General features: G+C 39.5%; 30 protein-coding genes, 2 pseudogenes and 1 other annotated feature. Of the genes and pseudogenes, 7 read left to right on the forward strand and 25 right to left on the reverse strand.

Annotated elements, in window-relative coordinates; translation table 11 throughout:
• Positions 1-6 precede the first annotated feature (6 nt).
• The 10 genes and pseudogenes from NST15_RS12135 to NST15_RS12180 form a co-directional block, all read right to left on the reverse strand.
• A complete protein-coding gene (locus NST15_RS12135; RefSeq protein WP_017358070.1) occupies positions 7-690 on the reverse strand; it encodes a hypothetical protein in 684 nt (227 codons plus the stop codon).
• Positions 691-713: 23 nt separating this feature from the next.
• A pseudogene (locus NST15_RS12140) lies at positions 714-1330 on the reverse strand (hypothetical protein).
• A gap of 56 nt (positions 1331-1386) precedes the next feature.
• Positions 1387-2016, reverse strand: coding sequence for a hypothetical protein (locus NST15_RS12145; RefSeq protein WP_342498556.1), 630 nt, complete (start codon positions 2014-2016; stop codon positions 1387-1389).
• Positions 2017-2040: 24 nt separating this feature from the next.
• Entirely contained in the window at positions 2041-2424 is a 384-nt protein-coding gene (locus NST15_RS12150) for a DUF2750 domain-containing protein (RefSeq protein ID WP_080987804.1), read from the reverse strand.
• Between the two features lie 65 nt (positions 2425-2489).
• The gene (locus NST15_RS12155) at positions 2490-2732 is read right to left on the reverse strand and encodes a DNA-binding protein (RefSeq protein ID WP_342498557.1); all 243 of its coding nucleotides are present in this window, start codon (positions 2730-2732) and stop codon (positions 2490-2492) included.
• 47 nt (positions 2733-2779) lie between these two features.
• Positions 2780-3538: a hypothetical protein gene (locus tag NST15_RS12160; RefSeq protein ID WP_342498558.1), complete on the reverse strand. Its 759-nt coding sequence runs from the start codon at positions 3536-3538 to the stop codon at positions 2780-2782.
• Entirely contained in the window at positions 3539-4237 is a 699-nt protein-coding gene (locus NST15_RS12165) for a hypothetical protein (protein WP_282833830.1), read from the reverse strand.
• A gap of 137 nt (positions 4238-4374) precedes the next feature.
• Complete coding sequence (locus NST15_RS12170) at positions 4375-4833, reverse strand: hypothetical protein (protein WP_017367670.1); 459 nt, start codon at positions 4831-4833, stop codon at positions 4375-4377.
• Positions 4834-4982: 149 nt separating this feature from the next.
• The gene (blaBPU, locus tag NST15_RS12175) at positions 4983-5771 is read right to left on the reverse strand and encodes a BPU family class D beta-lactamase (RefSeq protein ID WP_342498559.1); all 789 of its coding nucleotides are present in this window, start codon (positions 5769-5771) and stop codon (positions 4983-4985) included.
• 115 nt (positions 5772-5886) lie between these two features.
• On the reverse strand, positions 5887-7056 hold the full coding sequence (locus NST15_RS12180; RefSeq protein WP_212338208.1) for an acyl-CoA dehydrogenase family protein: 1170 nt from the start codon (positions 7054-7056) through the stop codon (positions 5887-5889).
• Positions 7057-7176: 120 nt separating this feature from the next.
• Between NST15_RS12180 and NST15_RS12185 the strand changes: the two genes are divergently transcribed.
• Genes NST15_RS12185 through NST15_RS12200 form a run of 4 tightly spaced genes read left to right on the forward strand, consistent with a single transcriptional unit; the run spans position 7177 to position 10243 of the window.
• Positions 7177-7965, forward strand: coding sequence for an amino acid ABC transporter ATP-binding protein (locus NST15_RS12185; protein ID WP_007501396.1), 789 nt, complete (start codon positions 7177-7179; stop codon positions 7963-7965).
• Positions 7962-8822 carry an amino acid ABC transporter substrate-binding protein gene (locus tag NST15_RS12190; RefSeq protein ID WP_212338210.1) on the forward strand — a complete coding sequence of 287 codons (861 nt, stop codon included), beginning with the start codon at positions 7962-7964 and terminating at the stop codon, positions 8820-8822. Before NST15_RS12185 ends, NST15_RS12190 begins: the two co-directional genes overlap by 4 nt.
• Positions 8819-9517, forward strand: coding sequence for an amino acid ABC transporter permease (locus NST15_RS12195; RefSeq protein ID WP_008342617.1), 699 nt, complete (start codon positions 8819-8821; stop codon positions 9515-9517). The genes NST15_RS12190 and NST15_RS12195 overlap by 4 nt, the downstream gene beginning before the upstream one ends.
• 12 nt (positions 9518-9529) lie before the next feature.
• Positions 9530-10243 carry an amino acid ABC transporter permease gene (locus tag NST15_RS12200; protein WP_212338212.1) on the forward strand — a complete coding sequence of 238 codons (714 nt, stop codon included), beginning with the start codon at positions 9530-9532 and terminating at the stop codon, positions 10241-10243.
• Positions 10244-10284: 41 nt separating this feature from the next.
• On the opposite strand, the gene NST15_RS12205 is transcribed toward NST15_RS12200, so the two are convergent.
• From NST15_RS12205 to NST15_RS12225, 5 genes are all read right to left on the reverse strand, one after another.
• On the reverse strand, positions 10285-11325 hold the full coding sequence (locus tag NST15_RS12205) for a 2,3-butanediol dehydrogenase (RefSeq protein WP_017358082.1): 1041 nt from the start codon (positions 11323-11325) through the stop codon (positions 10285-10287).
• A gap of 70 nt (positions 11326-11395) precedes the next feature.
• Positions 11396-12616: an MFS transporter gene (locus NST15_RS12210; RefSeq protein WP_017358083.1), complete on the reverse strand. Its 1221-nt coding sequence runs from the start codon at positions 12614-12616 to the stop codon at positions 11396-11398.
• A gap of 55 nt (positions 12617-12671) precedes the next feature.
• Positions 12672-12912 (reverse strand) — a binding site (T-box leader).
• Positions 12913-12990: 78 nt separating this feature from the next.
• Positions 12991-13740 carry a glucose 1-dehydrogenase gene (locus NST15_RS12215; RefSeq protein ID WP_342498560.1) on the reverse strand — a complete coding sequence of 250 codons (750 nt, stop codon included), beginning with the start codon at positions 13738-13740 and terminating at the stop codon, positions 12991-12993.
• Positions 13741-13976: 236 nt separating this feature from the next.
• Entirely contained in the window at positions 13977-15134 is a 1158-nt protein-coding gene (locus tag NST15_RS12220; RefSeq protein WP_171465611.1) for an iron-containing alcohol dehydrogenase, read from the reverse strand.
• Positions 15131-16573 carry an alanine/glycine:cation symporter family protein gene (locus NST15_RS12225; RefSeq protein WP_212338218.1) on the reverse strand — a complete coding sequence of 481 codons (1443 nt, stop codon included), beginning with the start codon at positions 16571-16573 and terminating at the stop codon, positions 15131-15133. Before NST15_RS12225 ends, NST15_RS12220 begins: the two co-directional genes overlap by 4 nt.
• Before the next feature lie 130 nt (positions 16574-16703).
• Between NST15_RS12225 and NST15_RS12230 the strand changes: the two genes are divergently transcribed.
• Positions 16704-17597 carry a LysR family transcriptional regulator gene (locus tag NST15_RS12230; protein WP_057079274.1) on the forward strand — a complete coding sequence of 298 codons (894 nt, stop codon included), beginning with the start codon at positions 16704-16706 and terminating at the stop codon, positions 17595-17597.
• A 96-nt stretch (positions 17598-17693) separates the two neighbouring features.
• Here the strand turns inward: NST15_RS12230 and fdhA are convergent, their stop codons facing one another.
• Both fdhA and NST15_RS12240 read right to left on the reverse strand, forming a co-directional pair.
• Positions 17694-18908, reverse strand: a complete 1215-nt coding sequence (fdhA, locus tag NST15_RS12235) for a formaldehyde dehydrogenase, glutathione-independent (protein WP_212338221.1) — start codon at positions 18906-18908, stop codon at positions 17694-17696.
• A gap of 427 nt (positions 18909-19335) precedes the next feature.
• Positions 19336-19938: a methyltransferase domain-containing protein gene (locus tag NST15_RS12240; protein WP_017367683.1), complete on the reverse strand. Its 603-nt coding sequence runs from the start codon at positions 19936-19938 to the stop codon at positions 19336-19338.
• 318 nt (positions 19939-20256) lie between these two features.
• On the opposite strand from NST15_RS12240, the pseudogene NST15_RS12245 reads away from it, so the two are divergent.
• Positions 20257-20331, forward strand: a pseudogene (locus tag NST15_RS12245) (YjcZ family sporulation protein); the annotation flags it as partial.
• Positions 20332-20374: 43 nt separating this feature from the next.
• On the opposite strand, the gene NST15_RS12250 reads toward NST15_RS12245, so the two are convergent.
• The 7 genes from NST15_RS12250 to NST15_RS12280 form a co-directional block, all read right to left on the reverse strand.
• Positions 20375-20530 (reverse strand): hypothetical protein, encoded by a 156-nt coding sequence (locus NST15_RS12250; protein ID WP_223255651.1) that lies wholly within the window; start codon positions 20528-20530, stop codon positions 20375-20377.
• Between the two features lie 165 nt (positions 20531-20695).
• Positions 20696-20830 (reverse strand): YrzI family small protein, encoded by a 135-nt coding sequence (locus NST15_RS12255; protein WP_008342648.1) that lies wholly within the window; start codon positions 20828-20830, stop codon positions 20696-20698.
• A gap of 445 nt (positions 20831-21275) precedes the next feature.
• Positions 21276-21506, reverse strand: a complete 231-nt coding sequence (locus NST15_RS12260) for a YrhC family protein (RefSeq protein ID WP_061420905.1) — start codon at positions 21504-21506, stop codon at positions 21276-21278.
• A 72-nt stretch (positions 21507-21578) separates the two neighbouring features.
• Complete coding sequence (locus NST15_RS12265) at positions 21579-22727, reverse strand: bifunctional cystathionine gamma-lyase/homocysteine desulfhydrase (protein WP_008342652.1); 1149 nt, start codon at positions 22725-22727, stop codon at positions 21579-21581.
• 1 nt (position 22728) lies between these two features.
• Positions 22729-23652 carry a cysteine synthase family protein gene (locus NST15_RS12270; RefSeq protein WP_212338224.1) on the reverse strand — a complete coding sequence of 308 codons (924 nt, stop codon included), beginning with the start codon at positions 23650-23652 and terminating at the stop codon, positions 22729-22731.
• A 46-nt stretch (positions 23653-23698) separates the two neighbouring features.
• Positions 23699-24394, reverse strand: a complete 696-nt coding sequence (mtnN, locus tag NST15_RS12275) for a 5'-methylthioadenosine/S-adenosylhomocysteine nucleosidase (RefSeq protein WP_212338226.1) — start codon at positions 24392-24394, stop codon at positions 23699-23701.
• A 15-nt stretch (positions 24395-24409) separates the two neighbouring features.
• Entirely contained in the window at positions 24410-25051 is a 642-nt protein-coding gene (locus tag NST15_RS12280; protein WP_081114969.1) for a class I SAM-dependent methyltransferase, read from the reverse strand.
• 187 nt (positions 25052-25238) lie between these two features.
• Here NST15_RS12280 and NST15_RS12285 point away from each other — a divergent pair, with 187 nt between their 5' ends.
• Positions 25239-25445 carry a YrzA family protein gene (locus NST15_RS12285; protein ID WP_024718362.1) on the forward strand — a complete coding sequence of 69 codons (207 nt, stop codon included), beginning with the start codon at positions 25239-25241 and terminating at the stop codon, positions 25443-25445.
• A 141-nt stretch (positions 25446-25586) separates the two neighbouring features.
• On the opposite strand, the gene NST15_RS12290 is transcribed toward NST15_RS12285, so the two are convergent.
• Positions 25587-26252 (reverse strand): YrrS family protein, encoded by a 666-nt coding sequence (locus NST15_RS12290; RefSeq protein WP_017367687.1) that lies wholly within the window; start codon positions 26250-26252, stop codon positions 25587-25589.
• Position 26253 lies beyond the last annotated feature (1 nt).

The following is a 26253-nucleotide window of genomic DNA, read 5'->3' on the forward strand; positions in this document are numbered from 1 at the left end:
ACGAAACTAAAAATATTCCACAGTATCAAAATCTGACCATAATCTCCAGTCAGTGTTCGTGTTTATATTTACAATGCATGTTGGATCTTGATAGATCAAACTCTTCGCAACCGATTGAAAAAAAGGAGATTGACTAGGGAGTTGGCTATGCGTTTCTGGATGAAACCATGATTCAGTTGTGTAGAGCGGTTTATCATATACATGCTGAACGATGTCAAATTGTTCTTGATCTGTCATCCATAAACTATCCAGCAAATCTTGATGTTTGGCCATTTCTCTTAACAAAGTAATCCATTCATTTTCCTCTGTTACATCAGCTTGGCATGACTCTGGTATTTGAACATGAAAATAGTCTCCATTTAATCTAATTCGTAAAGGATGCTTTGTGAACCCATGTTCTATCTCATCATCATCTATTATTTCATGATGATGATCCACGAAATCAAAAAGCTCATCCAGTAGAAAATTGATTGATCCATTCTTCAAATCATGACCAATCGCAAAAAAATCAATAGACGGTCCTACCTTCGATAAACCGAATAATTGAATCGTGATCAGCCAATTTTCCTCTCTAGTAAATAGAGAAAGCTTCCCTTTGGCAAAATCAAAGTTCCCATTATCTAATAATGGAAACTCTTTATTTAGAAAAGACTCATCTAGTATAGATAACACATTGTCTATTTGATTCATGTCTTCCTCCTTATGAAGTTATTTCATTCTACGTTTGTATAATTTCGAATCAGTTCTTTTCTAAAATCATCAGGAAGTTTTTGATTCGGAAATACAACTGAAATCCAGCCTAATACAATCTCATCTAAAATTCTCCACGTTTTTAACAATTGTTTATTCATTTGTTCTAATTGAAGAATCGCTAGTACTCCTATCTCATAACCTCTGTCGCCATAAATGATCCATTTCGCAGAAGGGGAAACCCATATCACACGTGAAGCAATATCCATTATGCTATCATTTACACTCTCTATCGGATAATCCGTTAAGAGATCGAGGTAATCACTTGGTGTGAGGTTTAACGGTACTTTCACCCAAAGATAATAACCAAAATCATGATAATAATCATCCATGCTCTTCTGCTCATCTAATACAGCCATGAGTATATAGTCATCATGATGATTCAAAGCTAAACCTTTTAACATTTCCCAACCATCATCTGATAACAACCAATGGAATTCTTCGAATAAATAATGAGGGGTTTTCGTTTTCAACACTTGATCAGGGAATGTCTTCGTACTGTGAATGAGCGAATGAGCGAATGAACAAACGATAGAACATGTTCAAATTCTTTTGGATCGGATATAAACAAATGTTTCACTTTATGCTCCTTTCATATCTTCGGGTAAGTCTATCATCAGTCATTAATAATCCATTTCACCGCTTGTAACATGACGCATAATGAGAGAGCATTTGAGTGTAATAATCATTGAATGTTTTTTGATCCTTCAATAATCCTTCAAACCAATTTGCTAAAACAGGGTGATCCATTGGTTTCCACCCTTCTTTTAATAACCTATTTTTCACAGAATCTTTTGTTGATACCATTCCTATGATACAAATTTCCATATCTCTATCTGCCCAAATCGCCCACTGCAAAGAATGAGCTAACCAGACAACTATATTCGAATGCGTGATTATATTATCCGCTATGGAACCTTTTGGGTGCATCCATAGTGCATTTACATAATCCTCACCTGAAATGTTCACACTCGCTTTCAGCCAATGATAATAACCAAATTCCTTCAAATAATATGCGGTTGGATCTGGTTGAAGGACTGCAGTCAAAAATTCTCTATCTTGTGTAACAGTTGATAACTCTTTTATGGTTGGTAAAATATCATCACTCAATGCCCAATCAAACTCTTGAAACAAAAAACAATCAAATGTCTTACGAAAAACTTGTTGTGGCAGCTCTTTATTTGTGTCAAACACATGGTCTACTAAATTCTGATAGAATTTGAACTCTTTTTCTGAACGAATAAATAAGTCTTCAAGCCGTTTCAAACAACTACCTCCACTCTTTTCGAACTAGTAGTTTTTTAATTCTTCCTCTATATCTTCTTTTAATGTTTGAATTTCAATTGACACCGAATTATTTCGATTATAGAAAATGGACGGATTGATTCCATCTGCTAACATTCCCGGCAGCCACTCTTCTATAAAATCGTCTAAATCAATCATTTCTGGCACTGTTTTTTCCCATTGGTCGATCGCACAATAAGCGGCATGTTCCTCTGTCGGCCAAAAATGAAGCTGCGGTACACGATGTTCATCCTCTGACATCACCCACCCCTTCTCGTTTCTTAATGACCAAACCTCTTCAAAATCAACAATCTTTTTGATGAAATAGTCATAACGCTTTTTCGCAGGTAATTGGACGGTGGTTTCTAATTCTTTCGGATGCATGGACATTGCGTCACTCCTTTTATTTATAAATGGGCTTAATCATAAGAATTTAGCAAGCTCATATATAGGAACTATTTGTATTCTTCTAACCAGTCATTCAAATCCTCTACAGGATGTAAGTAAGAATTAGGTGAATCTTTCAAATCAATTCCACTTAAAAGAATCAGCATATCCCAAATTTGATCATCGTCTATTTCTGGATCGTCTGCAGAAACGTAAATTTCAGCCCAATCAGACACTTGTTCTCTTGTGATCGTCCCCTTTAAGACATTTCGTATTTTATTTAAACAGTCTAGCATTTTTGGTTCAGCCATTTATTACACCATTCCTTTCTCAAAACTCATTTTACGCTGTAAACTGCCTATATTTCATATTTAATAATATCCTCCATTGACATACCTTTAAAATATAATGAAAGAATGCTTATAATAGTGTATTCGCCAAGCATACCAATCGGGTTAAATATCATTTTAGCCGTTTTTGGGTCAGCAACCTCTAAGTCCATAACAGGTGCATTGTGACCTTCTTTCCCCTTGCTTACGTAATAATTTCCATCTCGGTATTCCACGAATTTCAGATTTTGAAGATCCTCTTCTTTTATAAAATCTTGATTTATTTTTGTGATGACTTTCCATGAACCATTTAAAAAGCCTGTCAGACCTGTATTTGCAACAAATAGTTCATTCTCTTTTTTCATCAATTGTTTTAACTCATTTTTTTCTATTCTTTCATCAACAAACAAATCATAGTATTGGATTAAAATATCATCATATTGATTTTTCCCCTCACCCGAAATGATCAAAGCATAGCTCAATTTCCCAACTTCTTTTAATGAGAGTTCAAATATAGCTCCTGGTTCCACTTTACTTAAAGTTTTTACTTTTTTAGTTGTTATTTTAATATCCGTTACTTCTTTGTCGTTTAAATCATCAAAATAGTGACTACCTCCATTGTTTAAAGCCATCATAATTGTCAAAAGCATCTCATCAATCGTTGGCTTCTTCTTCAAATGTTCCTCAGTCATTTCATAGAATTGTTCAATCGCTTCTTCAAAAATATCTAATCCATCATCACCAATTATGATGTTCTTTTTCTTATGTTCTTCTTCCCAAAAGCCCATTTAGAATACCCCTTTATATATTGTGTTCTTTAGGTTATTCTCACACGATAAACGTATACTTGTATAAACTGTTTTATTTGCACGTTTGAAAAGTGCCACTTCATGATCCGTTAACCACTTAAGCTCTCTCATATGATAGGAAATTTCTTCTAAGTAAGTATCAGTTTTAGCAATTAATTTTTTATCTAAGATATTTCTTTTATTGTCTTCAACTACAAGATAAAGAGTAAACTGTTTTAAATCTAATTCGATAAGTGGGTAAGCTTTTCTTTTTTTATCGGGACTTAGTTTTGTTCTCCCTTTAATCTCCGCTTTATATTCCTTCTCTTTCATTTTCTTAAATGTCGCTTTGACTAGCTGACTGTCCCAATTTTTCAGTTCACAAAGATAGAGTATCGCTTTTTCCAAAGTATCTGCTAAGATCTTTTTCTTATTTGTTGCATTTTCAAATTCACTGTAACGGAAGGGTACTTCCAGCTCGTACGTATTTTTTATAAATAAGATGTCTGGTTCATCTTTTGAAGTACTAATTAATTTGTAGTCTTTAAAAGGCCCACATATCAAAACAATAGCCTCACAATCTTTCGTTTGAAATTTCTTTTCTAATTCGTATAAAAACATTTCAGTCATACAAAGGGATTGGCTGGCTAAGTTCCCACGATCTTCATCTGACATTAATTGTATATTTTTCAAATGCACTTCTTGTAAGCCTCCTAATAAGATTGTGAATGTTTGCTCACTCTTTTTTCAAAACTTGCTTTCTTAGGTGTAAATGCTCTATCTCATTCCCATTAAAATGCCCTTTCTTCCCTTCTAAATATAGCTAGTTTAAAATATTAGCTCCTTAGAATTTGAAGAATTTCTGTTGCTTCTTTGTACAATTCATTAACTAGTTGTATAATAATTCCTCGCAAATCCACTTCATTTTCAAATGCAATTAAATATCCTTTTTTGCTGATCAGATTATTTGATACACAATCCCAGATATCCAGGTGGTCTATACAATAACCTTCATCTCCCTCATCACCATCATGAAACTCTTCGCCATTTAGATAATCTACTGAAAAATATATGGATGAATGATAACCTGCTTTAAAACAATCTGAAACATGAACTTCTCTCCCGCTAAATTTCTTCCCATATCCGAATCGTCCAAATGCAGCATTGATTGTTAACCCTAAATCTCTAAAATCTATTTGTTTTTCATTCACTATATTCAAAGCGATTTTTGTTATTTCTTTTTCGATATCTGCGATAAATTCTTTGGTCAAAGTATTCAATTTAATTTTTTTCAAATTTTTCACCTCTTGCATTGCCTATAGTTGTTAAGATAATGATTACTATTTCACTTCAATATATTTCTATAAATATACCATACTTTCAAACTAATCCATATATCATCAACTTATCTATATATCCCCTTTTTCACACATAAAAAAGCATCCTAAACGGATGCTTCTACCAAATGATATTTTTTCAAAATACGATAGGTGATTTCTTTTGCTTCTAGTCCGGTGCCTTCTATATTTGTGGCGAAGATGTAGGTTTTGTTTTCATGTTTGATGAAGCCTGCGTACCAGCCGATTCCTGATCCGGAGCCTGTTTTTCCGTATAACGTGGCGTGTTTTTCTTCTTCTTGTATCATCATTCGCTTGACGGTTCTCATAACCGATAGGTCAAATGGGAGACTTTCTTCATATAGCTGTTTAAGGAAATGAACTTGTTCTACTGGAGAAATGCGTAATGTACTGCTTAGCCAAAATTGATCGATTCCGCCAGATATGTCTTGATTCCCATAATGAATGGCTTTTATCCAATGGCTCATCCGTTCTTCCCCGATGTCACGCGCCATGGCTTGATAATACCAGACGACTGAATCTCTCATACCAGAGCCTAGTGTATGGTCCTTATTCCAGTTATCAATCTCTCTTTTTACTCCGTCCCAATATTTGATGTCGTATTCATCTTTAACTGCGCCAGTTTGAAGTCCGATTAAGGCATTTGCTATTTTAAACGTTGATTGTGGTGCAAAGCGCTTGTTCGCTCTTTTTTTGTTATACACCCATGGTGATTTTTCTTTTACTTCTTGAATCACAAATGTGCCTTCCCGATCTTTCATGAATTCATCGACGGACCATTTTGGAGATGTTCCTTTGCTTGATGCAGGCTTACTCATACAAAGTGCTGCAAGCATCACGCCAGCAATCAGCCATTTCATCTTCTTTTTTTGCAAACAATCACCCTCTTTGCTCATGATTGCAATCGATTGTAGCATGGTGACTGATCAGAAATAAGAGCCGCTCGTCCTCTTTTTCAATAAAAAAAGCCGGTTTTATCCGGCTTTCTGTTTATTGTACGTTCCATTTTTTCTCTTCAATCGCTTGCTTTGCAATTTTTGAAATTGTCATATCGTCCATTGGTGGGTTATGAAGGCCAGCACGAATGTCTCGATAGTAACGTTGAAGCGGGCAGCTAAGGCTTAAGCTTTTTGCACCGACTAAACGCATGGCTTTATCGACCACTTGCAGACTATAATTGACGACTGTATGCTTCACAGCACCGAATTCATTGATTAACAGCTCTCTTTTCTCTGGCTGCTCATACAATGTTGTCGTTGAATAGATGACATGGCGTGCTTGCTTTAGTAGTAAATCAATTTCGCCAATCAGTGTTTGGACATTTGGCAGTTCGCTAATCGTTCCGCTAATACTGTTCGGTGAATGGGTGATGGCATACTGAACAGCATAGTCTCTTGCCGCTTGCGCAATCCCTAAATAACAGGAAGGGATATGTGCGATCCAAGGATTCAGTGTACCGCCCCGAGGTCCTTTTTGCACTTCAACCAACATGTCATCTGGGACTTCCACTTGATCTAGAATTAAATCATGGCTCTCTGTTCCTCTCATGCCAACAACATCCCACGTTTCTTCTATAGAAACACCTTTTGTATCACGGTGAATTAAGAAGAAGCCCATCGCTTCTTTTTCTTCGATCCATACACCGACGAGAAAGTATGTGAGTGCTGGTGACATCGTTGTGAATGTTTTCCGGCCATTGATCACCCAATGATCTCCTGATTTCGTTGCAGTTGTTCCAGGTTTGCCTCCTCTTGTTGGACTCCCTGTCTGCGCCTCACTGACGGCCCGGTTCACAAGAGCCCCATTTTTGATTTCTTCAGCAAAAAATTGCAGCTGCTTCTCATTCCATAGTTTCTTTTCATAAATTTCACCAACAACTCCTTGGTGCCAGCCGATCGATAAGGCAGTTGCTCCATCCATACTTCCTAGCGTTTCTTGAAAAAGGACCATATCCTTTACAGATTGACCCCCGCCCCCGTACTCAACAGGCAGAGACAACGTTGTATAGCCCAGTTCTACTAATGATTCGATATTCTGTTTAGGAAAATAGGCACCCTCATCATGTTCTTTTGCAGATTGTTCGATCGTTTCACGAAGGGATTCTAGTTGATTTAGCCAATTTTTTTGAAAATCTGTATCGACAAATAATGCTTTAGACAAAACGTATCCAACTCCTCTGTTTCTCGCAATCTATCATATCCGATTTATCCAATAGGTATTATTAAAACACACTTTACTTATAGGATTTAATGTGTTAAATTTTATCAATATTAAGTACATATGTCAAAGGAACGTGATGCTTTTATGATTTCTGCTACTAATCTACATAAATCCTATGGGTCAACTCATGTGTTAAAAGGAATTGATTTCACCGTACAAGAAGGTGAAGTGGTCGCCATTATTGGACCGAGCGGATCAGGAAAAACAACCCTTCTCCGCAGTTTAAACAGCCTTGATATCCCAGACAAAGGAACGCTGACAGTTGGAGAAGCCACGATTCAATTTGAACAATATCGAAAAAAAGATCTTCTAAAACTCAGACAGCAATCGTCTATGGTGTTTCAGCATTATCACTTGTTTCAAAATAAACGAGCACTTGAAAACATCACAGAAGGATTGATTGTGTCTCAAAACATGTCTAAAAAAGAGGCAGAAAAAATCGGAGAGCAATTGTTAACACGAATTGGACTGCTTCATAAAAAAGAAGCATTTCCAAGCGAATTATCCGGCGGTCAACAGCAGCGAATCGGAATTGCCCGTGCGCTTGCCATGAATCCTGCGGTGCTTTTATTTGATGAGCCGACGTCCGCACTGGACCCAGAGATGGTCGGAGAAATCCTTGAAATGATGAAAGATATTGCGAGCCAAGGAATGACGATGGTCATTGTGACGCATGAAATTTCGTTTGCAAAGGATGTAGCGGATACAGTGATCTTTATGGCAGATGGGGAAATCGTTGAGAAAGGCTCACCAGAAGACGTCCTGATGAAGCCTCAGCATGAACGGACGAAACAATTTTTATCAAGAATTCATCGCGGGATGTGGCAAGGATTGGAGGAAGACAGATGAAGCGCAAGACTTTATTCACTGCCGCTGGTATCCTTCTGTTTCTCCTCTCTCTTATTGGCTGCAGCAGTGTGAAAACAACAACAGATGATGGCAAACAAATTGTCAAAGTCGCACTAAGCGCAGAAGTCAATCCGCCTTTTTTAGCCACAAATGACCGCAACGAGCCGATTGGCTATAACATCGATTATTTAAATGAAGTCGAGAAGCGTTTGCCACATATTCATTTTGATTATATCTTTGGCGAGGAAGAATCCAATTTAATTGGGATCGGCGCTGGGAAATTTGAAATGGCGGCTAATTGGTTTTTCAGTAATCCTGAACGTGAAAAACGCTTTCTTTATCCTAAGGTGCCATATGGCTATTCGATGACAGGTTTAATTGTGAATAAATCAGAGCAAGATATTCAATCTCTAGACGATATGACATCAAAAAAGCTCGCTCCCGTCAGTCCTAGCGGTGGCCTTCGTTCCATATTAAATCAATATAATGAAGAACATGATCGAAAAATTCCGCTCACAACCATTGAAAGTCCTTCAAACGAACTCAATTTAAAACGAGTCGAAAGTGGACGATCCGATGCGGCTTTTATGAATATTTCAACCTTTGATACGATTCAAAAACATCTTCACCTGAAAGTCAAAGTGGGCGGCATTGTCTCAAAGGAACCTATTTATCTTGTCTTACAGCCTAGTCAAAAGAAACTAGCAGCAGAATTGGACCGAGTGACACAAGAGATGATAAAAGACGGAACATTACCTGACCTTGCGAAGAAATGGTTTGGCGTTGATTTCTTTCAAGATATTGACTATATATCAGAGCAAGGCTATCAATATGAAGAAAGGAAGGAAGCGCCATGACGTTTACAGCTGGAGATTGGCTGAGAATCTTTTTACAAGTGGTTGATCGTCTGCCACTCACATTTCTTATGATTGTGGTGTCATTGTTTTTTGCCATCATCATCGGATTGCTGTTTGCTTGCATTCGAATCAAACAAATTCCAGTGCTGAAACAATTGGCGGTCATTTATTTGTCATTTACACGAAGTACACCGCTCATTGTTCAGTTATTTCTGATTTATTTTGGCCTGCCTCAGCTTTTACTCATGGCCGGAATTCAAATCAATCATTGGGATCGTGTGTTATTTGTGATGATCACATTCTCGTTACATACGGGCGCTTATTTATCTGAAGTCTTTCGCAGTGCATATTCCTCTGTTGGGAAAGATCAGCTTGAAGCAGCTTACATTGTTGGGATGACAGATACGCAGGCATTAATGAGGATCATTATTCCGCAAGCCTTTCTCATTGCACTTCCGAACCTCGGAAATTACACCATTGATCTCGTGAAAGATACCGCCATTGCATTTACAATCGGACTCATTGATATGATGGGACAGGTCAAAATCATCCTAGGCAATAACTACGGGATAGGGATGTTTGAAGTGTACGTCATCATTGCAATTGTGTATTGGCTGATTTGCATCAGTATTGAACTGATCACGATGCTACTGGAAAGAAAATTTGTGAAAGGCCGCACCAGCCTGTCACGCTAAGGAGGCGATTTGATGCAAACCATTGATATATCATTTGCGATTGACCAAATACCACATATTCTAAAAGGCGTTCCCTTTACCTTATTGATTGCACTTGTTTCTATGGCTGTGAGCCTTTTGATTGGATCTGTTTTTGCTTTCATTCGCCTCTTTCGTATCCCTGTGCTCCGCCAGCTGGTCACACTCTATGTCTCATTTTTTAGAGGAACACCTCTCATTGTTCAGTTGTTTGCTTTCTTTTATGGCATTCCATTTGTTCTGACCAAAATGAATAGCACTTTTGGGTTGACCTTTCACGCGGATATGGTCTCCCCGCTTACCGTTGCCCTTATCACCTTCAGCCTGCATTCAGCCGCACATTTAACAGAAGTGGTCCGCAGCGCACTCCTTGCAGTAGACAGAGGGCAGCTTGAAGCGGCGAAAATCGTTGGCATGACCACCAGACAGGCGATGATTCGCATTATTTTACCGCAAGCGTTTGTGGTTGCCCTGCCAAACCTAGGGAATCAGCTCATTCAGCTGTTAAAAGCCACATCCCTTTCGTTTACAATTGGTGTACTGGAAATCATGGGAATCTCTCGCATCATTGCAAATGATGGCTACAAGTTTTTAGAAACGTATCTGGTCTCTGCTTTGATCTATTGGATGCTTAGTATTTTCTTTGAACTCGCTTTTGCTTTGTTAGAGAAACGAGTCAGCGTGTACGGAAAATCTCTTGGACGTTAAAAAAAAGAGAATGGCAGATGCCATTCTCTTTTTCGTCCTACTTATTCAGCACTGACTAAAATTTTCACTTGATCTTTTTCATTGATTAATGCATGGAAGCCATCTTCGATCACATCGTCCAACTTGATTTTCTTCGTGACGAGTGTGTCTGCAGAGAAATAGCCTTTTCTCATTAAGTTTAATACAGATGGGAAAACATCTCTGTAGCCGATGATTCCTTTGACTGTACGTTCTTTAATGACAATGTCATTCGGCATAATTTCTGCGCCTTTTTCCCAAATGCTTACAATGACTGTTTCACCTGAAATTCTAGTTGATTGGATTGCTTGCTTCAATACAACAGGTACACCTGTCACTTCAAAAGAAACATCGACTCCACCATTTGTGCGGCGTGCGATTTCTTGAACAACATCTTCATACTGAGAAGGATCTACAATGATCGCTCCAAGTTCTTTTGCTTTTTCTTGGCGCTCTTTTGATAATTCCACTGCATAAATGTCAGTAGCACCAGCTGCTTTTAATGCTTCAATGACAAGTAAACCAATTGGTCCACAGCCAAATACAGCTGCTGTATCCCCAGCTTGTACTTTACTAGAACGAACGGCATATAAAGCAACTGCAGAAGGTTCAACAAGTGCACCTTGCTCATATGAAATTTCGTCTGGTAACAAATGAAGTAATTCTTCATCGACAGATACATATTCAGAGAATCCTCCACCGCCACCAGCAAGTCCTAAGAAGCCCATGTTTTCATCTAAGTTGTAAGCACCTTGGTGCCCGTGAGTTGCAAAAATAGGTTCAACAACCACTCGATCGCCTACTTTGTAATTACTCACGCCTTCTCCAACTTCTACAACTTCACCAGAGAACTCGTGTCCCAGTGTAATGGGTGCTTTTTCTTTTGTAAGTGGATGAGGTTCATTCACAGGAATGAAGATCGGTCCGCCTAAATATTCATGTAAATCACTACCACAAATGCCGCACCATTTTACTTTCAGTTTCACTTTTCCTGGAGCAACTGTTGGTTCGTCAATTTCCTCTAGTCGAATGTCCTTTTGATCGTGCCAGCGTAGTGCTTTCATTTGTAAGACTCCTTTTCTCATCAATTTAATTAACTTACTTAAATAATGATAACATAATTTTTTTAATTTTCTAAGTAAGATGCACTATTTTTTTGACAGTCAATGGACGAAAAATGACAAAACATAGCAACAGACAAATAAGAAGCATACATAGGCAGCCAATTATGACAGAAGTACGTATCGATAACATATGCGCCAATACGCCGCATATTCCTGTCATGATCATCGTCAGAACTGCTTCACATAACGCATAAAAACTTGCCACTCTCCCCATGACCTCTACCGGGATATTCGTTTGATAAAAAGTCATAAAACCGGTGTTTGCAAATGCTAAAAAGAAAGCGAGAACAAAAAAGCCAGCTGCTGCGACAGTCAATGTGTTCGAAAAAGCATAGATCAAGTATCCAAAAGCCACAAACAAACTCCCCGCACCAAGCATCACTGAAATAGGCAGCCTTTCGACAATGACCGTATTGAGACATGCCCCTAAGATAATCCCTGCTCCAGCTACACTGACAAGAAACCCATATTCGGTATTGGACAACATCAGCACTTCCTTTGCAAAAGCTGCTTCAAGTGAGTCAATTGCAGTCGGCAGCACCGTGATGGCAGCACTAAATAATAAATACACGGCCATCACTTGACGGGATGTGAGACTGAAATGAAAGACAAGTTTTGCATCTTCCTTTAATACCGAGAGAGAAAAGCCCTTTTGTGCCCCGTCTGCTTTTGACAAAATCGGTAAACACATCGTCAAAACAGCAGATATCAAAAGGCAGATTGCATTTACATAAATTGAAAGGACTGGTGTACCAATGAGAAAAAGCAGCCCTGCTACGGCGGGTCCGAGTAAAAATCCACCAGACTGCAGCAAGGATCGAATGGCATTAAACCGTTTTCGTTTATCCGCCGGGATTAGTGCTGTCATATACACCATCGAAGCTGGATGAAACATGGCTTGTGCCATATGAATGAGAAATAGCATCACATATACGATCAATAAGTGGCCTGAAAATAAGGCAAAGGGTAAACAAGCAATCAGAACGGCCCGGCATAGATCTAAACTGATCATGACATTCCGCTGATTCAGTCTATCTACTAAACTACCAGACCAGCTATTTGTTAAAAGAGCCGAGACAGGTCTTAACATATAGACGGCTGTTACAGCAAGAACGGAGCCCGTTTCCTGAAAAATCAGCAGGTGGAGAGCAATCATATAAATCCATTCTCCTATGTTCGCAATACCAATCGCTCCAAGTAACATGCTCATATCCCGCCAATGTTTTTTCATCGTAGTGCCCTCCTTTTTGTCATCAAAAAAAATCCCGCCCCCAAGACATTTCTGTCTTGAGGACGGGATTGACTCCGCGTTGCCACCTCAGTTCATTCACCTGTTACCAGATGAACCTCAGCAGGTTATCGCTAACCCTTCTCTATAACGGGAGAATGCCGCTGCACCACCATCACAATGAATCCGGTGCAGAGCTAAGAGGCTTGGTTCTGTAACGCTTCCCAGCTCCTTCTCAGCTTCACGGAGTTCTCTGTGTGAGGCAGCCATTACATACTCTTCTCTATTTGCGCTTTATCTTTTTTTCATCACGATCTTCAGTTGAATTGTTACATATTGTACTGCGCCTCCGTCAAGGCGTCAATGTTTTTTTCATGTTAATCCGCATAAATCATTTTCCTAGTCATGCCGCCATCAACAACCAAATCTGTTCCTGTCACAAATTGATTGTCTTCATCTGTTAAATAAAAACAAGCTTTGACAATATCCTTTGGCGTTCCTACTCGATTGGAAAGATGCTGCTGATGGTCAATTTCTCGCAAATTTTTCTCATCCTTCGTTTCAATCCACCCAGGGGAAATGCTGTTTACTGTTATATGATCCTGACTAAAGGAAACAGCCAGCGCATGAGTAAGTGCTGATATCCCGCCTTTTGATGCAGCATACGCTTCTGTATCTGGTTCTGACATGGTCGCGCGAGTGGATGAGATATTAACGATAGAACCGCCTGATTGATTCTCTTTTATATAACGTGCCGCTTCCCTTGCACATAAAAAAGCACCTCGTAGGTTTGTATGCAGCACATGATCAAACTCATCAACCGTTAGCTCATAAGGCGATTTTGTACACATAACCCCTGCATTATTGATGAGAATATCGATCGTTTGATAACGTGCCACGGCAGCCGACATGATGTCTTGAATATCTTTCTCTTGTTTCACATCCGTTTTTTTAAAAAAAGCCTCAAAGGACTCCTTTTTCAGCTGATCTTCCAAGCGCTTGCCCTTCTCTTCGTCAATATCCGCAAGCACGACACGCGCCCCTTCTTTCGCATAGCGATACGCGATCGATTCACCAATTCCATTGGCTGCGCCAGTGATAACGACTGTTTTATTGTGAAAATTCATCGTTTATCCTATCCTTTCTCTCATGAGATGTTGTCGTCTATCATACCACTCATGTATACATGATACCTAGTCAAATGGGACATAGAAAAACCACCACCTAAATCATACATTAGGAGGGTGGTATATTTGTAATTCTCCATATTGACGACATAGTCGTTTGCTTCTTGTGTAAAGTCTAGGAAAGTTTGTGTTTATCATTCAGTCATTCTATTCGGCTCTTTTTCTGTATGATTATATTAAAAAGCAGCCTTTAGTATATCTAAGTAGTCCGCTTTCGTAACGGCACGAACATTGCTTTTTGTAGAGTTGTTTTGTTCTGCTAGTTCAGCCATTTTTTCAAAATCTTCTACTTTTACATAAGATAATTCTTTTAGTGATGGAATACCTAAATTCTTTGTGAATGTATATATACCATCCATTAATTTTTGAATCGCCACATCATCTGCATCCGTTTTATCTGCAAAGCCCATGATGTTTGCAAGCTCTATGTGCAATGATTTGTTTTCAGCTGCATTAAATTGTATGACATAAGGTAAAAATACAGCATTTGCGATACCATGAGGCGTATCATAAAGACTGCCGAGCGCTTCGGCTAAACAATGCACGGCTGCTACATCAGCGGAACCGAAGCATAAGCCAGCGAGTAAACTGCCTTCCTGCATTTTGTATCTTGCTTCTAAATCAGATCCGTCTTCATACGCCTTCGGTAAATAGGTCACAATGGTTTTCATTGCGCTTGCCCCCATCGCCTTAGAAATAGGGTTTGTTTCTTTACATGTATAGCCTTCAATCGCATGGACCAGTGCATCAACACCTGTTGCCGCTGTTATACTTTTTGGCACAGTAGAAGTAAGAGCAGGATCCAAAATCGCAATAGTTGGTCGAAGCAAGGCATGTTTTAAGGTGATTTTTTTATGTGAAGCAGCTAACGTAATCACAGATGAACGGGTCACCTCAGAGCCAGTTCCAGCCGTGGTTGGAATACAAATTAAGGGTGATACATTTGTGTACGCCTTCTTCCCTGCTATATACTCTTCAGGATTACCGCCATTTGGACCTAATAAAGCAATGGCTTTTGCCGTATCCATTGGGCTGCCTCCACCAATCGCAATAACCGCTGATGCTTGTACTTTTCTAAAGAGCTCTGCACCCGTTAGACATTCATGATCTCTTGGGTTTGGAGATACTTGATCAAAGACGACAACGGAATAACCAGCTTCTTGCAAATATGCTTCAATAGGCGTCACCAATCCTGCGCTTTTTACACCAGGGTCAGTCACAATCATAATTGTAGCACTAGGCAATACAATGTCCTCTACAATAGAGGCAATTTCTTTAGATTTCCCCGCCCCCATGATCATTTTCGTATGACAATCATATTCAAAATTTATCATTGATTTTCTATCCCTTCATTTGTTGATTTAATCGCTTGTTTTTCTGCTCCCCACCATTCTATTCCTTTTAAACCAGGAATGGTAGAAGCGTAAAAAACAGGGTTCTTTCCTACCTTTCTTTGTCCCATGTAATCATTTAGAGCCGCAAAAGCAAATTTGCCTAAAATCGCAATGGCAACCAAGTTAACAATAGCCATAATCGCCATCGACAAGTCCGCTAACGTCCAAACGATTTGTAAGTTGGCGAGAGCACCAAACATAATCATCATTAAAACAGTGATTCGATACACGAATAGCGCGGTTACACTGTTATGAATAAAACCGATATTGGCTTCACCGTAATAGTAGCCACCTACAATGGAGCTAAATGCAAAAGTAAAGATCGCAAATGCTAAGAAAATACTCGCCCAAGAACCGAAATGCTGCGCCATTGCAGCTTGAGTAATTTCAATACCTGACAAATCACCTGCTGTTTCTACTGTTGATAGCATAATAATAAATGCTGTACAACTACAAACAACTAATGTATCAAAAAATACGCCTAATAATTGAACAAACCCTTGTTTTACTGGGTGTGAAACATGAGCAGCAGCAGCTGCATTTGGCGCACTTCCCATTCCTGCTTCATTGGAAAATAAACCGCGTTTGACACCGTTCATTATTGCAGCGCCGATTCCGCCTCCAACCATTTGCTCTAATCCAAACGCACTTTTCATAATACTTGCTAATGCTGCGGGTACATCTGCGATATTTGTCACAATCACATAAAGTGCTAAGATAATATAAAACGAGGACATGATTGGCACAATGATTTGGGTAAAGCGGGCAATTCTCTTTACACCACCAAAAATGATGAAAGCCGTAAGAATGGTTACGAATACTCCCATGCCACTTGGACTGATACCAAATGAATATCGAAAGGCATTTGTGATGGTGTTCGTTTGTACTGCATTAAAAATTAAGCCAAAACTAAGAATAACAGAAAAGGCAAAGATCCTACTTGGCCATTTCAGTCCAAATTGCTTTTGTATATAATAGCCTGGCCCCCCTTTAAAACCATCACTTGTTCTCACTTTATATATTTGAGCGAGTGTGCTTTCGACAAATGCAGAAGCTCCCCCTAAAACCGCTGCAAACCACATCCAGAAAATAGCTCCAGGACCACCAACTGTGATGGCAATAGCAACACCTGCCATATTTCCAGTTCCAATCCTCGTCGCTGCTCCGATAAAGAAAGCTTGCATTGAAGAAATGTCTTGACTCCCTTTTATTTTTGGAGCTTTTTCAAAAATAGAACGGAAGATCTCTTTTAGTAAGACAATTTGCATAAACTTCATTCTCACCGTAAAGTAGATTCCAATCCCTATTAACATAACGACTAAAATATATGTCCATAAAAAGTCATTTATTGAATTGACAATCGTTTCAAACAAAGCCATCCCCCCTATAAAATCTGAACATTCTAAATAATGAAAGCGCCTACTTTTATCATAGTAAAAATGTTATGATCTATCTATAGAAGTTTTCTGATTGCATCAATCGGCTCATCCGATTTAGGAGGGATTGACGTTGGAAATAAAGCAACTGATGATGTTCCAAACAGCATCAAAAGTATTAAACTTTACAAAAACAGCACAAATACTTGGCTATGCTCAATCTAGTATCACGGCAAATATCGCTGCATTAGAAGAAGAGCTAGGAACCCCTCTATTTGAAAGGCTTGGAAAAAGGGTCATTTTAACTGAAGCTGGCATGAAGTTTCAAGATTATACGGATAAGATTTTAGGTTTAACAGGAGAAGCATTAGAGGCTGTTGGTGGGATGAGTGAGCCAAGCGGCATTTTGAGAATATGTGCATCTGAAACACAATGTACCTATCGACTTCCTCATATTTTAACGGACTTTCAAACAACGTATCCTAAAGTAGAACTGATTTTTCGTCCCGGAATAGCTGAAAAGGATGTTTTAAATCTATTACTGGAAGGACAAATTGATGTCGCCCTATTATCGATGAATCCTGTCGTATCCTCACATTTAATTGTAAAAGAATTAAAAGATGAACCGATGGCGATTGTATGCTGTCCAACAAATCCATTGAGCAAAAAACAAAAAGTATATCCTATCGATTTAGACGAGCAAAGATTGTTGTTAACCGAAGACTGCGATTATCGTTATGCCTTCGAACACTCTTTGACACAGGCAGGAGCAAAACCGAGAAGTAAACTAGAACTAGCAGATGTAGAAGCCATAAAAAAATGTGTAATGGCTGGTTTAGGAATTGCTGTACTTCCCGAAATTTCTATAAAAAGAGAAATAACAGAAGGCCATATGATTAAAATCAATTGGATGGGACCCTGTCTCACAACGAAAATCCAACTATTCTGGCATAAAAATAAATGGATGTCTCCTGCTTTGAAGGCGTTTGTTGATTTAACAGAGGATTATATACTCAGGCACGGCTAACAATTGACATGGAATGTAGCAGAACAGCTTCATCTTTTTATATGTAACAAACAAAAAACTTACAGGAAAAATCCTGTAAGTTTTTTCGATGGATCATTATTTAGAAATCATGCTATGCGGGTCAATCACAAATTTCTTCGCCACACCCGAATCAAAATCGCTATATCCTTTAGGGGCTTGATCAAGGGAAATCACGGTGGCATTAACGGCTTTGGCGATTTGTGCCCTTCCGCTTAAAATAGATTTCATCAAGCTGCGGTGATATTGCATGACAGGGGTTTGGCCTGTCACAAAGGTATGGGCTTTGGCCCAGCCAAGTCCAATTCGCACTTTCAGAGATCCAACTTTTGCATCTTCATCCACAGCACCTGGATCTTCTGTGACGTAAAGTCCTGGAATTCCAAGTTTACCGCCAACTTTGGTAATATCCATAATTGTATTTAAAACGGTGGCTGGTGCTTCTCCTTGATCTCCATGACCTGAAGCTTCAAATCCGACACAATCGACCGCACAGTCGACTTCTGGCTCTCCAAGGATATTTGTCATTTGTTCACCGATTCGATCATGTTTTCGTAAGTTAATCGTTTCGCAGCCAAAGCTTCTCGCCTGCTCGAGCCTTTGTTCATTGAGATCGCCGACGATGACAGCAGAAGCGCCAAGGAGCTGAGCGGAATGCGCTGCTGCTAGACCTACTGGCCCTGCACCAGCAATATAGACGGTAGAGCCCGGCTTTACGCCAGCCGTATAAGCACCATGAAAACCTGTCGGGAATATATCAGAAAGCATCGTCAAATCAAGTATTTTTTCCATCGCCTGATCTTTGTCCGGAAATTTGAGTAGCTGGAAATCAGCATATGGCACCATGACGTACTCCGATTGGCCGCCAACCCATCCGCCCATATCTACATATCCATAAGCTGAGCCAGGTCGATCGGGGTTTACATTTAAACACACATGGGTTTTTTGTTCCTTACACATGACGCAGCGACCACAGGCAATATTAAATGGAACTGATACGAGATCACCCTTTTGGATAAACTCTACATCTCGTCCAACTTCCACGACTTCACCAGTAATCTCATGACCAAGGACAAGTCCTTCAGGCGCAGTTGTGCGCCCTCTTACCATGTGCTGGTCGCTCCCGCAAATGTTTGTTGTCACCACTTTTAAAATGACGCCATGCTCACACTTACGTCCAACATTGGCTTTAGGTACACCAGGGCCATCCCTTAAAACCAAATCAGGGTATCCAATATCTTCAACTGCTACATTTCCTGCTCCTTTATAAACGACACCTTTGTTTCCCGACATGTTTTCATTCCTCCCTTTTTGTTTAAAAATGAAGTCTCTCCAAAGTTCTCTCTTTCTCGGGCTTTTTCCTTCTTTCAACCACACATTGACTCAAATAGTAAATGAAAAATGTCTATCCAAGAGAGAAAAATGTATTTTCCAGTCAAATAAAAAAGAAAATATTGAAAAAAAAGCTAAACATTTGAAGAACATTGTCGATATAAGGAATAAGCCAGACAGGTATCCTTAATCGACAAACAAATTCCTTATATATACTATCATTCCTTACACACCTGGCTGGCCCCTACATATGAAATGAATGCAAAAGACTCTTCTTGTGAAGTGTCTTTTTTATTGATGAATGATCAATTCCCACATGCAAAAAAGGCCCTTCTGACGAAGAGCCTTTTTTAATTGCTTGTTCATTACCTGGGAAATATTTTCATCATCATTTTAAGGCTTTGATACAGATGTATGTATCATAATGGTAAACAGAGACGTCTCTAAAGTGATACGCTGAAAAAAGACAGCTGATGTCTTCTTCACTGTACGTTGAAAGAGACTGTGAGCGTTTTTGTTCCTTCATTAGTTCCTGCTTTTGAAAAGATAAGAATACTTCTCCATCCACTTGAAGAACACGATATACCTCTTTCATAACTTGTTCGATATCTGGCAAGTAATAGATGGTCTGCACTGTGAACAATTTATTGAATGATCTGTCTTCAAAAGGTAATTGCTCAGCTTTTCCAAGTGTAATAACGGCTTTTTCCTGCTCGACAAGCCTCTTATGTTTTCTTTTCGCGTATTTTACCATATGACGCGAAGCATCGATTCCATATACTTTCCCTCGATCAAGTTTTTCCGCTACTTTAGATAATGTCATACCTCTTCCAGTACCAATTTCTAAAATCCGGTCGTTTTCTTGTATATTTAAGAGTTGAATCGTCCATTGATTGATATTATGATGATTTTTTTCCATATAGCGGGCTACCCATTTTGAGAACAAGCCCTTTGGTTCCCTCATTTGTTTTCCAATCCAGCTTTGAATCAATGTCAACACCTGCTTTGCACCAGTAAATAAAACTATTTACGAATTTTCTTACTTTTCATATCGGCTCTCGCCTAACAAAAGTTAAGACCTAGTCCTAATTCCTTTGTCTTTTATTAGACGGCACCTTTTCTGAAAATGTTTCGCACGTAATGAAAAATATTTAAACAAATAGGCATTTTCATTAATTGTGTTCAGATTGATTTCGTTTTCCGCATGAGCTGCATATTTTATGAATGTATCTTGATTAGATAAAGGTGGTGCTAGATTATGGGCTTTGGCGGTTATTCTGGAGGCTACTGCGGTGGCTACGGTGGCGGTTTTGCAGGCGGATTCGCATTGCTTGTTGTACTGTTCATTTTGTTAATCATCATCGGTGCAAGCTGGATTTGCTAATGTAAAAGGAGCAGGAAACGATGACGTTTCCTGCTCCTTTTCTTTAATACCAATAGGTTGGATAATTGTACATATAGCGTCTGAGCATTTCTTCTTGCTCTCTTTGCATTCTGTATGGATTGCCGTACCCGTGCTTTAAAGAATGCGGAATAGACGCATACCCATGCCCCACTGACGGAAACCTCATATATGGTGACATCGACATTCATTGATCACCTCACAATCTCCTTTTACGGTTATCATATGTGCAGGTGATCAATGTGGAGCGTGTCTAAACCTGGTCCTTCTCCCTTGTATAACAATCAAGCATTGCAAGCATCATAAACATGTCAATCTCCTCCTTTTCATCTTTTTATTGTCCTTTTTAGTTCATATACTTTAGTTGTTTCTGCTTCATTTCTTCATAAAATGTTTCGACTTGTTGTTCATAAAGAACCGTTTCAATGTCTTTGTATTTACGTTGGATCGTCAAAGTAATAAAAAATAAATGGATTGTCATATACGCTCACCTCCCTTCAGTTCGCAGCACGCGAAATAGCCCGCAGATCTTCTTTATCAGTTGACCTGCGGGCACACAAAAATGCAGATCAAAAGACAGTGTCTTCTAACCTGCGATGGATGATACGTGAAATCCTCGTTTACTTAAACAGTTTTGTAGCGTGAACCGTAAAAGGTAAAGGAAGGACACGAGCTCTTCCACAGGCTGATGACATGATGAAATTGGTTGTTGAATTGATCACAAGTAGATACGAATAACATATTCTTCAGCCTCCTTTACGTTTTTAATTACTTTGTAAGTATATCCAGCAAGCACCATTTTGTAAACCTGTTTTTAGTAAATTAGATGATTTTTGTGTGTTTGACTAAATTTCTACAGACATTCTTGTCCGATTATCCAGTGCAATTAAAAAAAGTCTCCTCATCACATGAGGAGACTTTTCGACTTAATCTTCATCTAGTTCTTGCAATTTCTTTTGAAAAAAGATCGCACGTTTCACGCAAAGAAAAGCGGCTAATAGGAAAACACAATCAACTGCCATCATCAGCATTTTTGGTGATGCTTCTATGTGCTGATTTGGTAAAATCGTACCAATATATAAAAAGGTGCTAACAGCAAGCAAAATAAAAGCGTATTGCTTGTAATCTGTCACTAAACCATCCCACTTTTTCTTCACTTGATTCACCTTCCCGTTATCAATGTCTATTGATAGCTTACCATAGTGAGAGAAAGCGAGGGGCATGTAAATCTATCCATTCGTTACTGCGTCGAGCCCTTGTTCAATATCATGTAATAAGTCATCAATATCTTCAATACCGACAGAAATACGGATTAAACCATCTGTGATGCCAAGCTCTTCTCTGCGCTCTTTTGGAATGGATGCATGGGTCATGCGAGCAGGAACAGAGATTAAACTTTCAACCGCCCCTAGGCTTTCTGCGATTGTAAACAATTTCAATTGGCTTAAAAACACGTCGACATTTTCTTCTTTTCCAATATCAAAAGAAATCATTCCGCCAAAGCCTGTTGCTTGAGTTTTTGCAAGCTCATGACCTGGGTGAGCGCTTAAACCTGGGTAATAGACACGTGTAATCGCAGGATGTTGTTCTAAAAACTCAGCGATTTTCTGCGCGTTTTGTTGATGTGCTTCCATTCTTAGTCCGAGCGTTTTCATCCCTCGCATTAGAAGCCACGCATCTTGCGGTCCAAGAATACCGCCTGTAGAGTTTTGAACAAAGTGCAGTTCTTCACCAAGCTCTTCAGTAGCTGTCACGACAAGTCCGCCCACCACATCACTATGGCCACCTAAATATTTTGTGGCACTGTGCAAGACAATGTCAGCCCCATATGAAATCGGCTTTTGAAAATATGGGGTAAAAAACGTATTATCGACAATCATCAAGATGCCAGCTTCTTTTGTGATCCGGCTTATGGCTTGTAGATCGGTCATTTTCAGCAATGGATTGGTTGGTGATTCAATATAGACGGCTTTTGTTTCTGGTAAAATTGCTTTTTTCACCGCTTCAGGATCACTTGTGTCTACAAATGTGGCTTTAATGCCAATCCGGTTGAGCACCTTTGTCATCACACGATAGGTTCCGCCGTACACGTCGTCAGTCAGTACGATATGATCTCCGCTGTTAAACAGCATCATCACGGCTGTAATTGCAGCCATCCCTGAACCGAATGCATAGCCGTTTGCCCCGCCTTCAAGATCACGAATGACTGTTTCCAGTGCTGTTCTTGTTGGATTCGCAGTTCTGGAATATTCATATCCAGTGTGCTCGCCTGCTTTAGGCTGCTTATAGGTGCTGACTTGGTAAATAGGAACAGACACGGCTCCTGTTTTTTCATCACCAGTGATCCCACTATGAATCATCATTGTTTTTGGCTTCATTTTATTTTCCTCCCTCATAAATACCTTTACTTAGATAACGCTCACTGCTATCTGGAAAAATGGTGACGATCACTGTCCCAGGTGATGCCTTTTTCGCTTCCTCTAAAGCGGCAAATAGAGCGGCTCCAGACGAGCTTCCGAGCAGAACACCTTCCTTTTCAGCTGCTTCTTTCACCATTCGGAATGCATCATCGTCACTGACGGTATAAATCTCGTCAAATAAAGTCGATTCCATATAATCTGGAATAAATTCAAGGCCAATTCCTTCCGTTCTATGCGGTCCCGGCTTTCCGCCATTTAAAATAGATCCTTCTGGTTCCACAATCACTGTTTTTAGCGCTTCTTTTTGCTCTTTTAAATAGGCAGCACATCCTTGAAATGTTCCGCCAGAACCCGCTCCTGCTACAAACACGTCTATGTTCCCCTGGAGGTCAGACCATATTTCTGGCCCGAGCGTTTTATAGTAAGTCAATGGATTTACTTGGTTTTTAAATTGTAAGACGCAATAAGCATTGTCAAGGTTTGCCTCTAGTTCAAGGGCTCGATCGATCGCACCCTTCATTCCATCTTTTCTTGGTGTATGAATAATCTCTGCACCAAGCGCCTTCATGAGCTGTTGTTTCTCTTGACTAAAGTGTTCTGGTACACAGAAGATCGGATGCAATTGATGTTTTCTTGCACTTAGCGCAAGCCCGATACCTGTGTTTCCTGCAGTTGCTTCAATAATGGTTCCGCCTGGGCGCAGTTTGCCCGATGCTAGCGCTTCTTTAATCAGCATATCACCTAAACGATCCTTAATACTTCCGCCTGGGTTCATCATTTCAAGTTTTGCATAAACATCAACACCTGCCGGCACACCCATCCCTGACAGTTTTAAAAGCGGTGTGTGGCCAATTAATTCCGTAATATCATGTATGACAGCCATATAAATCCCTTCCTTTGTATGGAAAAGAAGGGGGAAACCCCTTCTTTTATTGTGTTTGCTTTATCATACGCAGGACAAGGTCTGTTGAGTGAATCGCTGCTTGCTCTAGAAATTGATCAAAAGAGATATTGGATTCTTTCCCAGCAATATCTGACAACGCTCGAACGACCACAAATGGCGTTTCAAATAGATGGCAAACTTGCGCAACTGCAGCTGCCTCCATTTCCACTGCATACAGCTCTGGAAATTTCTCTCTCACAAACGCGACACGATCAGGATCATCCATAAATGAATCTCCTGTTGCAATCGTTCCTTTTGCCACTTGAATATGATCGATTTCTGAAGCAGATTCCTCTGCCAGCTTCACAAGCTTTTCATCTGCGATGAAAGCAGCTGGTAATCCTGGCACTTGTCCATATTCGTATTCAAAGATCGTCACGTCCACATCATGATGTCTAACATCAGTAGAGATGACAATATCACCTACATTTAATGAGTGATGGAAACCGCCAGCTGATCCTGTATTGATCACATAATCTGGCTGAAAGCGGTCAAGCAGAAGTGTTGTGCTGACCGCTGCATTCACTTTTCCAATCCCTGATTTTAATAAAATCACTTCTTTATCTTCATAAACACCTGTTGTAAATTCACAGCCAGCGATGTTTTCTTGTGTGGCATTCTTTAGTTGATCTCTTAAAATCGTCACTTCTTCTTCCATTGCACCTATCACTGCGATTTTCAAATTAAAAACATCCTTTCATTCCCTTTTCTTCGCTTCTACGATCCACACAAAATCATTCATTTGATGAAAAGATGTGCTAAAACCTTCTTCTTCAAAGATTTGCTTTAACACACCTATGGATGGATAGTATTCCGTTTCTAAATCCTCTGCAAGCTGATCGAATCCAGCGGCTTTCGCTTTGTTCGTTTCAGCTTGATGCGCTGCTTGATTTTGAAACATTGTATCAGCAAAGACTATTTTACCACCTGAGGGAAGGATGTTGCCATAGGTGTGGATGGCTTGTTTTTTTTCTTCGTCCGTTAAATGATGGAAAGCATATGAACTGACGATCGTATCAGGCTCAAAAGGTGGAGCTGGAAACGATAAAAAATCTCCGTCATGAAATACATTTGGTATTCCTTTTTGAAGAGCCGCTTTCTTCATGGCTTCTGAAGGTTCAACGCCAAACACTTTCTTATCTGCTTGAAGCAGTGCCGCCGTTAGGTTTCCTGTGCCGCTTCCAAACTCAATGACATGTTGACCTGCACGGCGAGTAATCTCTTTTAGAATGGCCGGATACCGGCGAAATACTTCTTTATACTGCTCGTCATGACCACTTACAGTGTCATCATAAGATTCAGCCCAATGATCAAATAAAGAAAGAAACTCACGTCCCATTTTTCTTTCCCTCCACTTTATCTATTTATTCCTATCCGTATAGTATGTTTTATTCCGTCGAACAGTTCCTATCCTACCACATCTTCTGATTCTTTCCTACTAAAAAATACTGGGCGGGGTAGAAAAATATTTGCCCTTTTGAATGGGAGAGATTATGATGAATCTAGAGCATGGAGGGATGAATGAAATGGATTTTCAACTGGATTTTTTAAAGGACAAAATTGAATTTTTTGAAGCAACGTCTTTAAAAGAACTTGAACAAAAGATCCAAAAACAAATTGAACATAATCAGGCGATCTTGCTGACTGTTCATTCTGTGAGTCATCAAACGACTGTCATTGATGATAAGATTTTGTATACAGCAGTTGTTCATTTTAAAGCGAATGTCTCATAAAAAAAGATTAGCGTGTAGGCAGTCAGGTCTGTGCGCCGGTGCTAGTCCTTCCTAGACTGCAAAGGTTTTCTATCACGCTGAAAAGAAGAAAAAGGCTAAAATGAAGTTCATATTAGCCTTTTTGCATGCATCTTTTTTATTTTATTTTAATTTTTCAACCTTCACAGGTTTCCAGCCTTTTTCGTCCACCCACGTAATTTCTACACGGTAGCGTTCACCTGTTGATTTATCACGGATGGTTCCTTTTGCATCTTGAGGTCCTCCGTTATTTCCTAACCAAATAACAGTCATTTGATCTTCTGAGATTCCTGTCGCATAGGACATGGCTTTGATCATTTCTTTCCAGTCTTTTGAGTTAGCATCATAGGTTGCTGTATGTGATCCCGATTGCTCTGTTCCTACAGGCTCCCAGTTATCGTTTTCATATGTTTTGTCTACGTCACTTGTTTTACCGCCATCTGTTTCTGTGGCATCTTTTAACGCATCTTTGTTTGGCTCTTCTTCATCATCTGTTTTCTTTGTATCGTCTTTTTTGTCAGATGAATCGTCTTTTTTTGCATCCGCATCATCGGATGTGTCTTTCTTTTGATCTTTCACATCTTCTTCTGAGTTTTGTTTATTTTCACTCGATGCAGGTGCTGTTTTGGATGGTTCGTCTGCTACATTTGTATCTTTCGGTTTATTAAAAATTAACAAACTCGATGCGACAACCAAAATAAGCACCACAACGATACCAATTAATATGTTAAGCACCATATTCGCCTTTCTGCGCTTATCACGATGTTCAAATCGAGAATTTCTACTCAAA

This window comes from Bacillus sp. FSL R5-0820 (genome assembly GCF_038593385.1).
Lineage (GTDB): Bacteria > Bacillota > Bacilli > Bacillales > Bacillaceae > Bacillus > Bacillus altitudinis.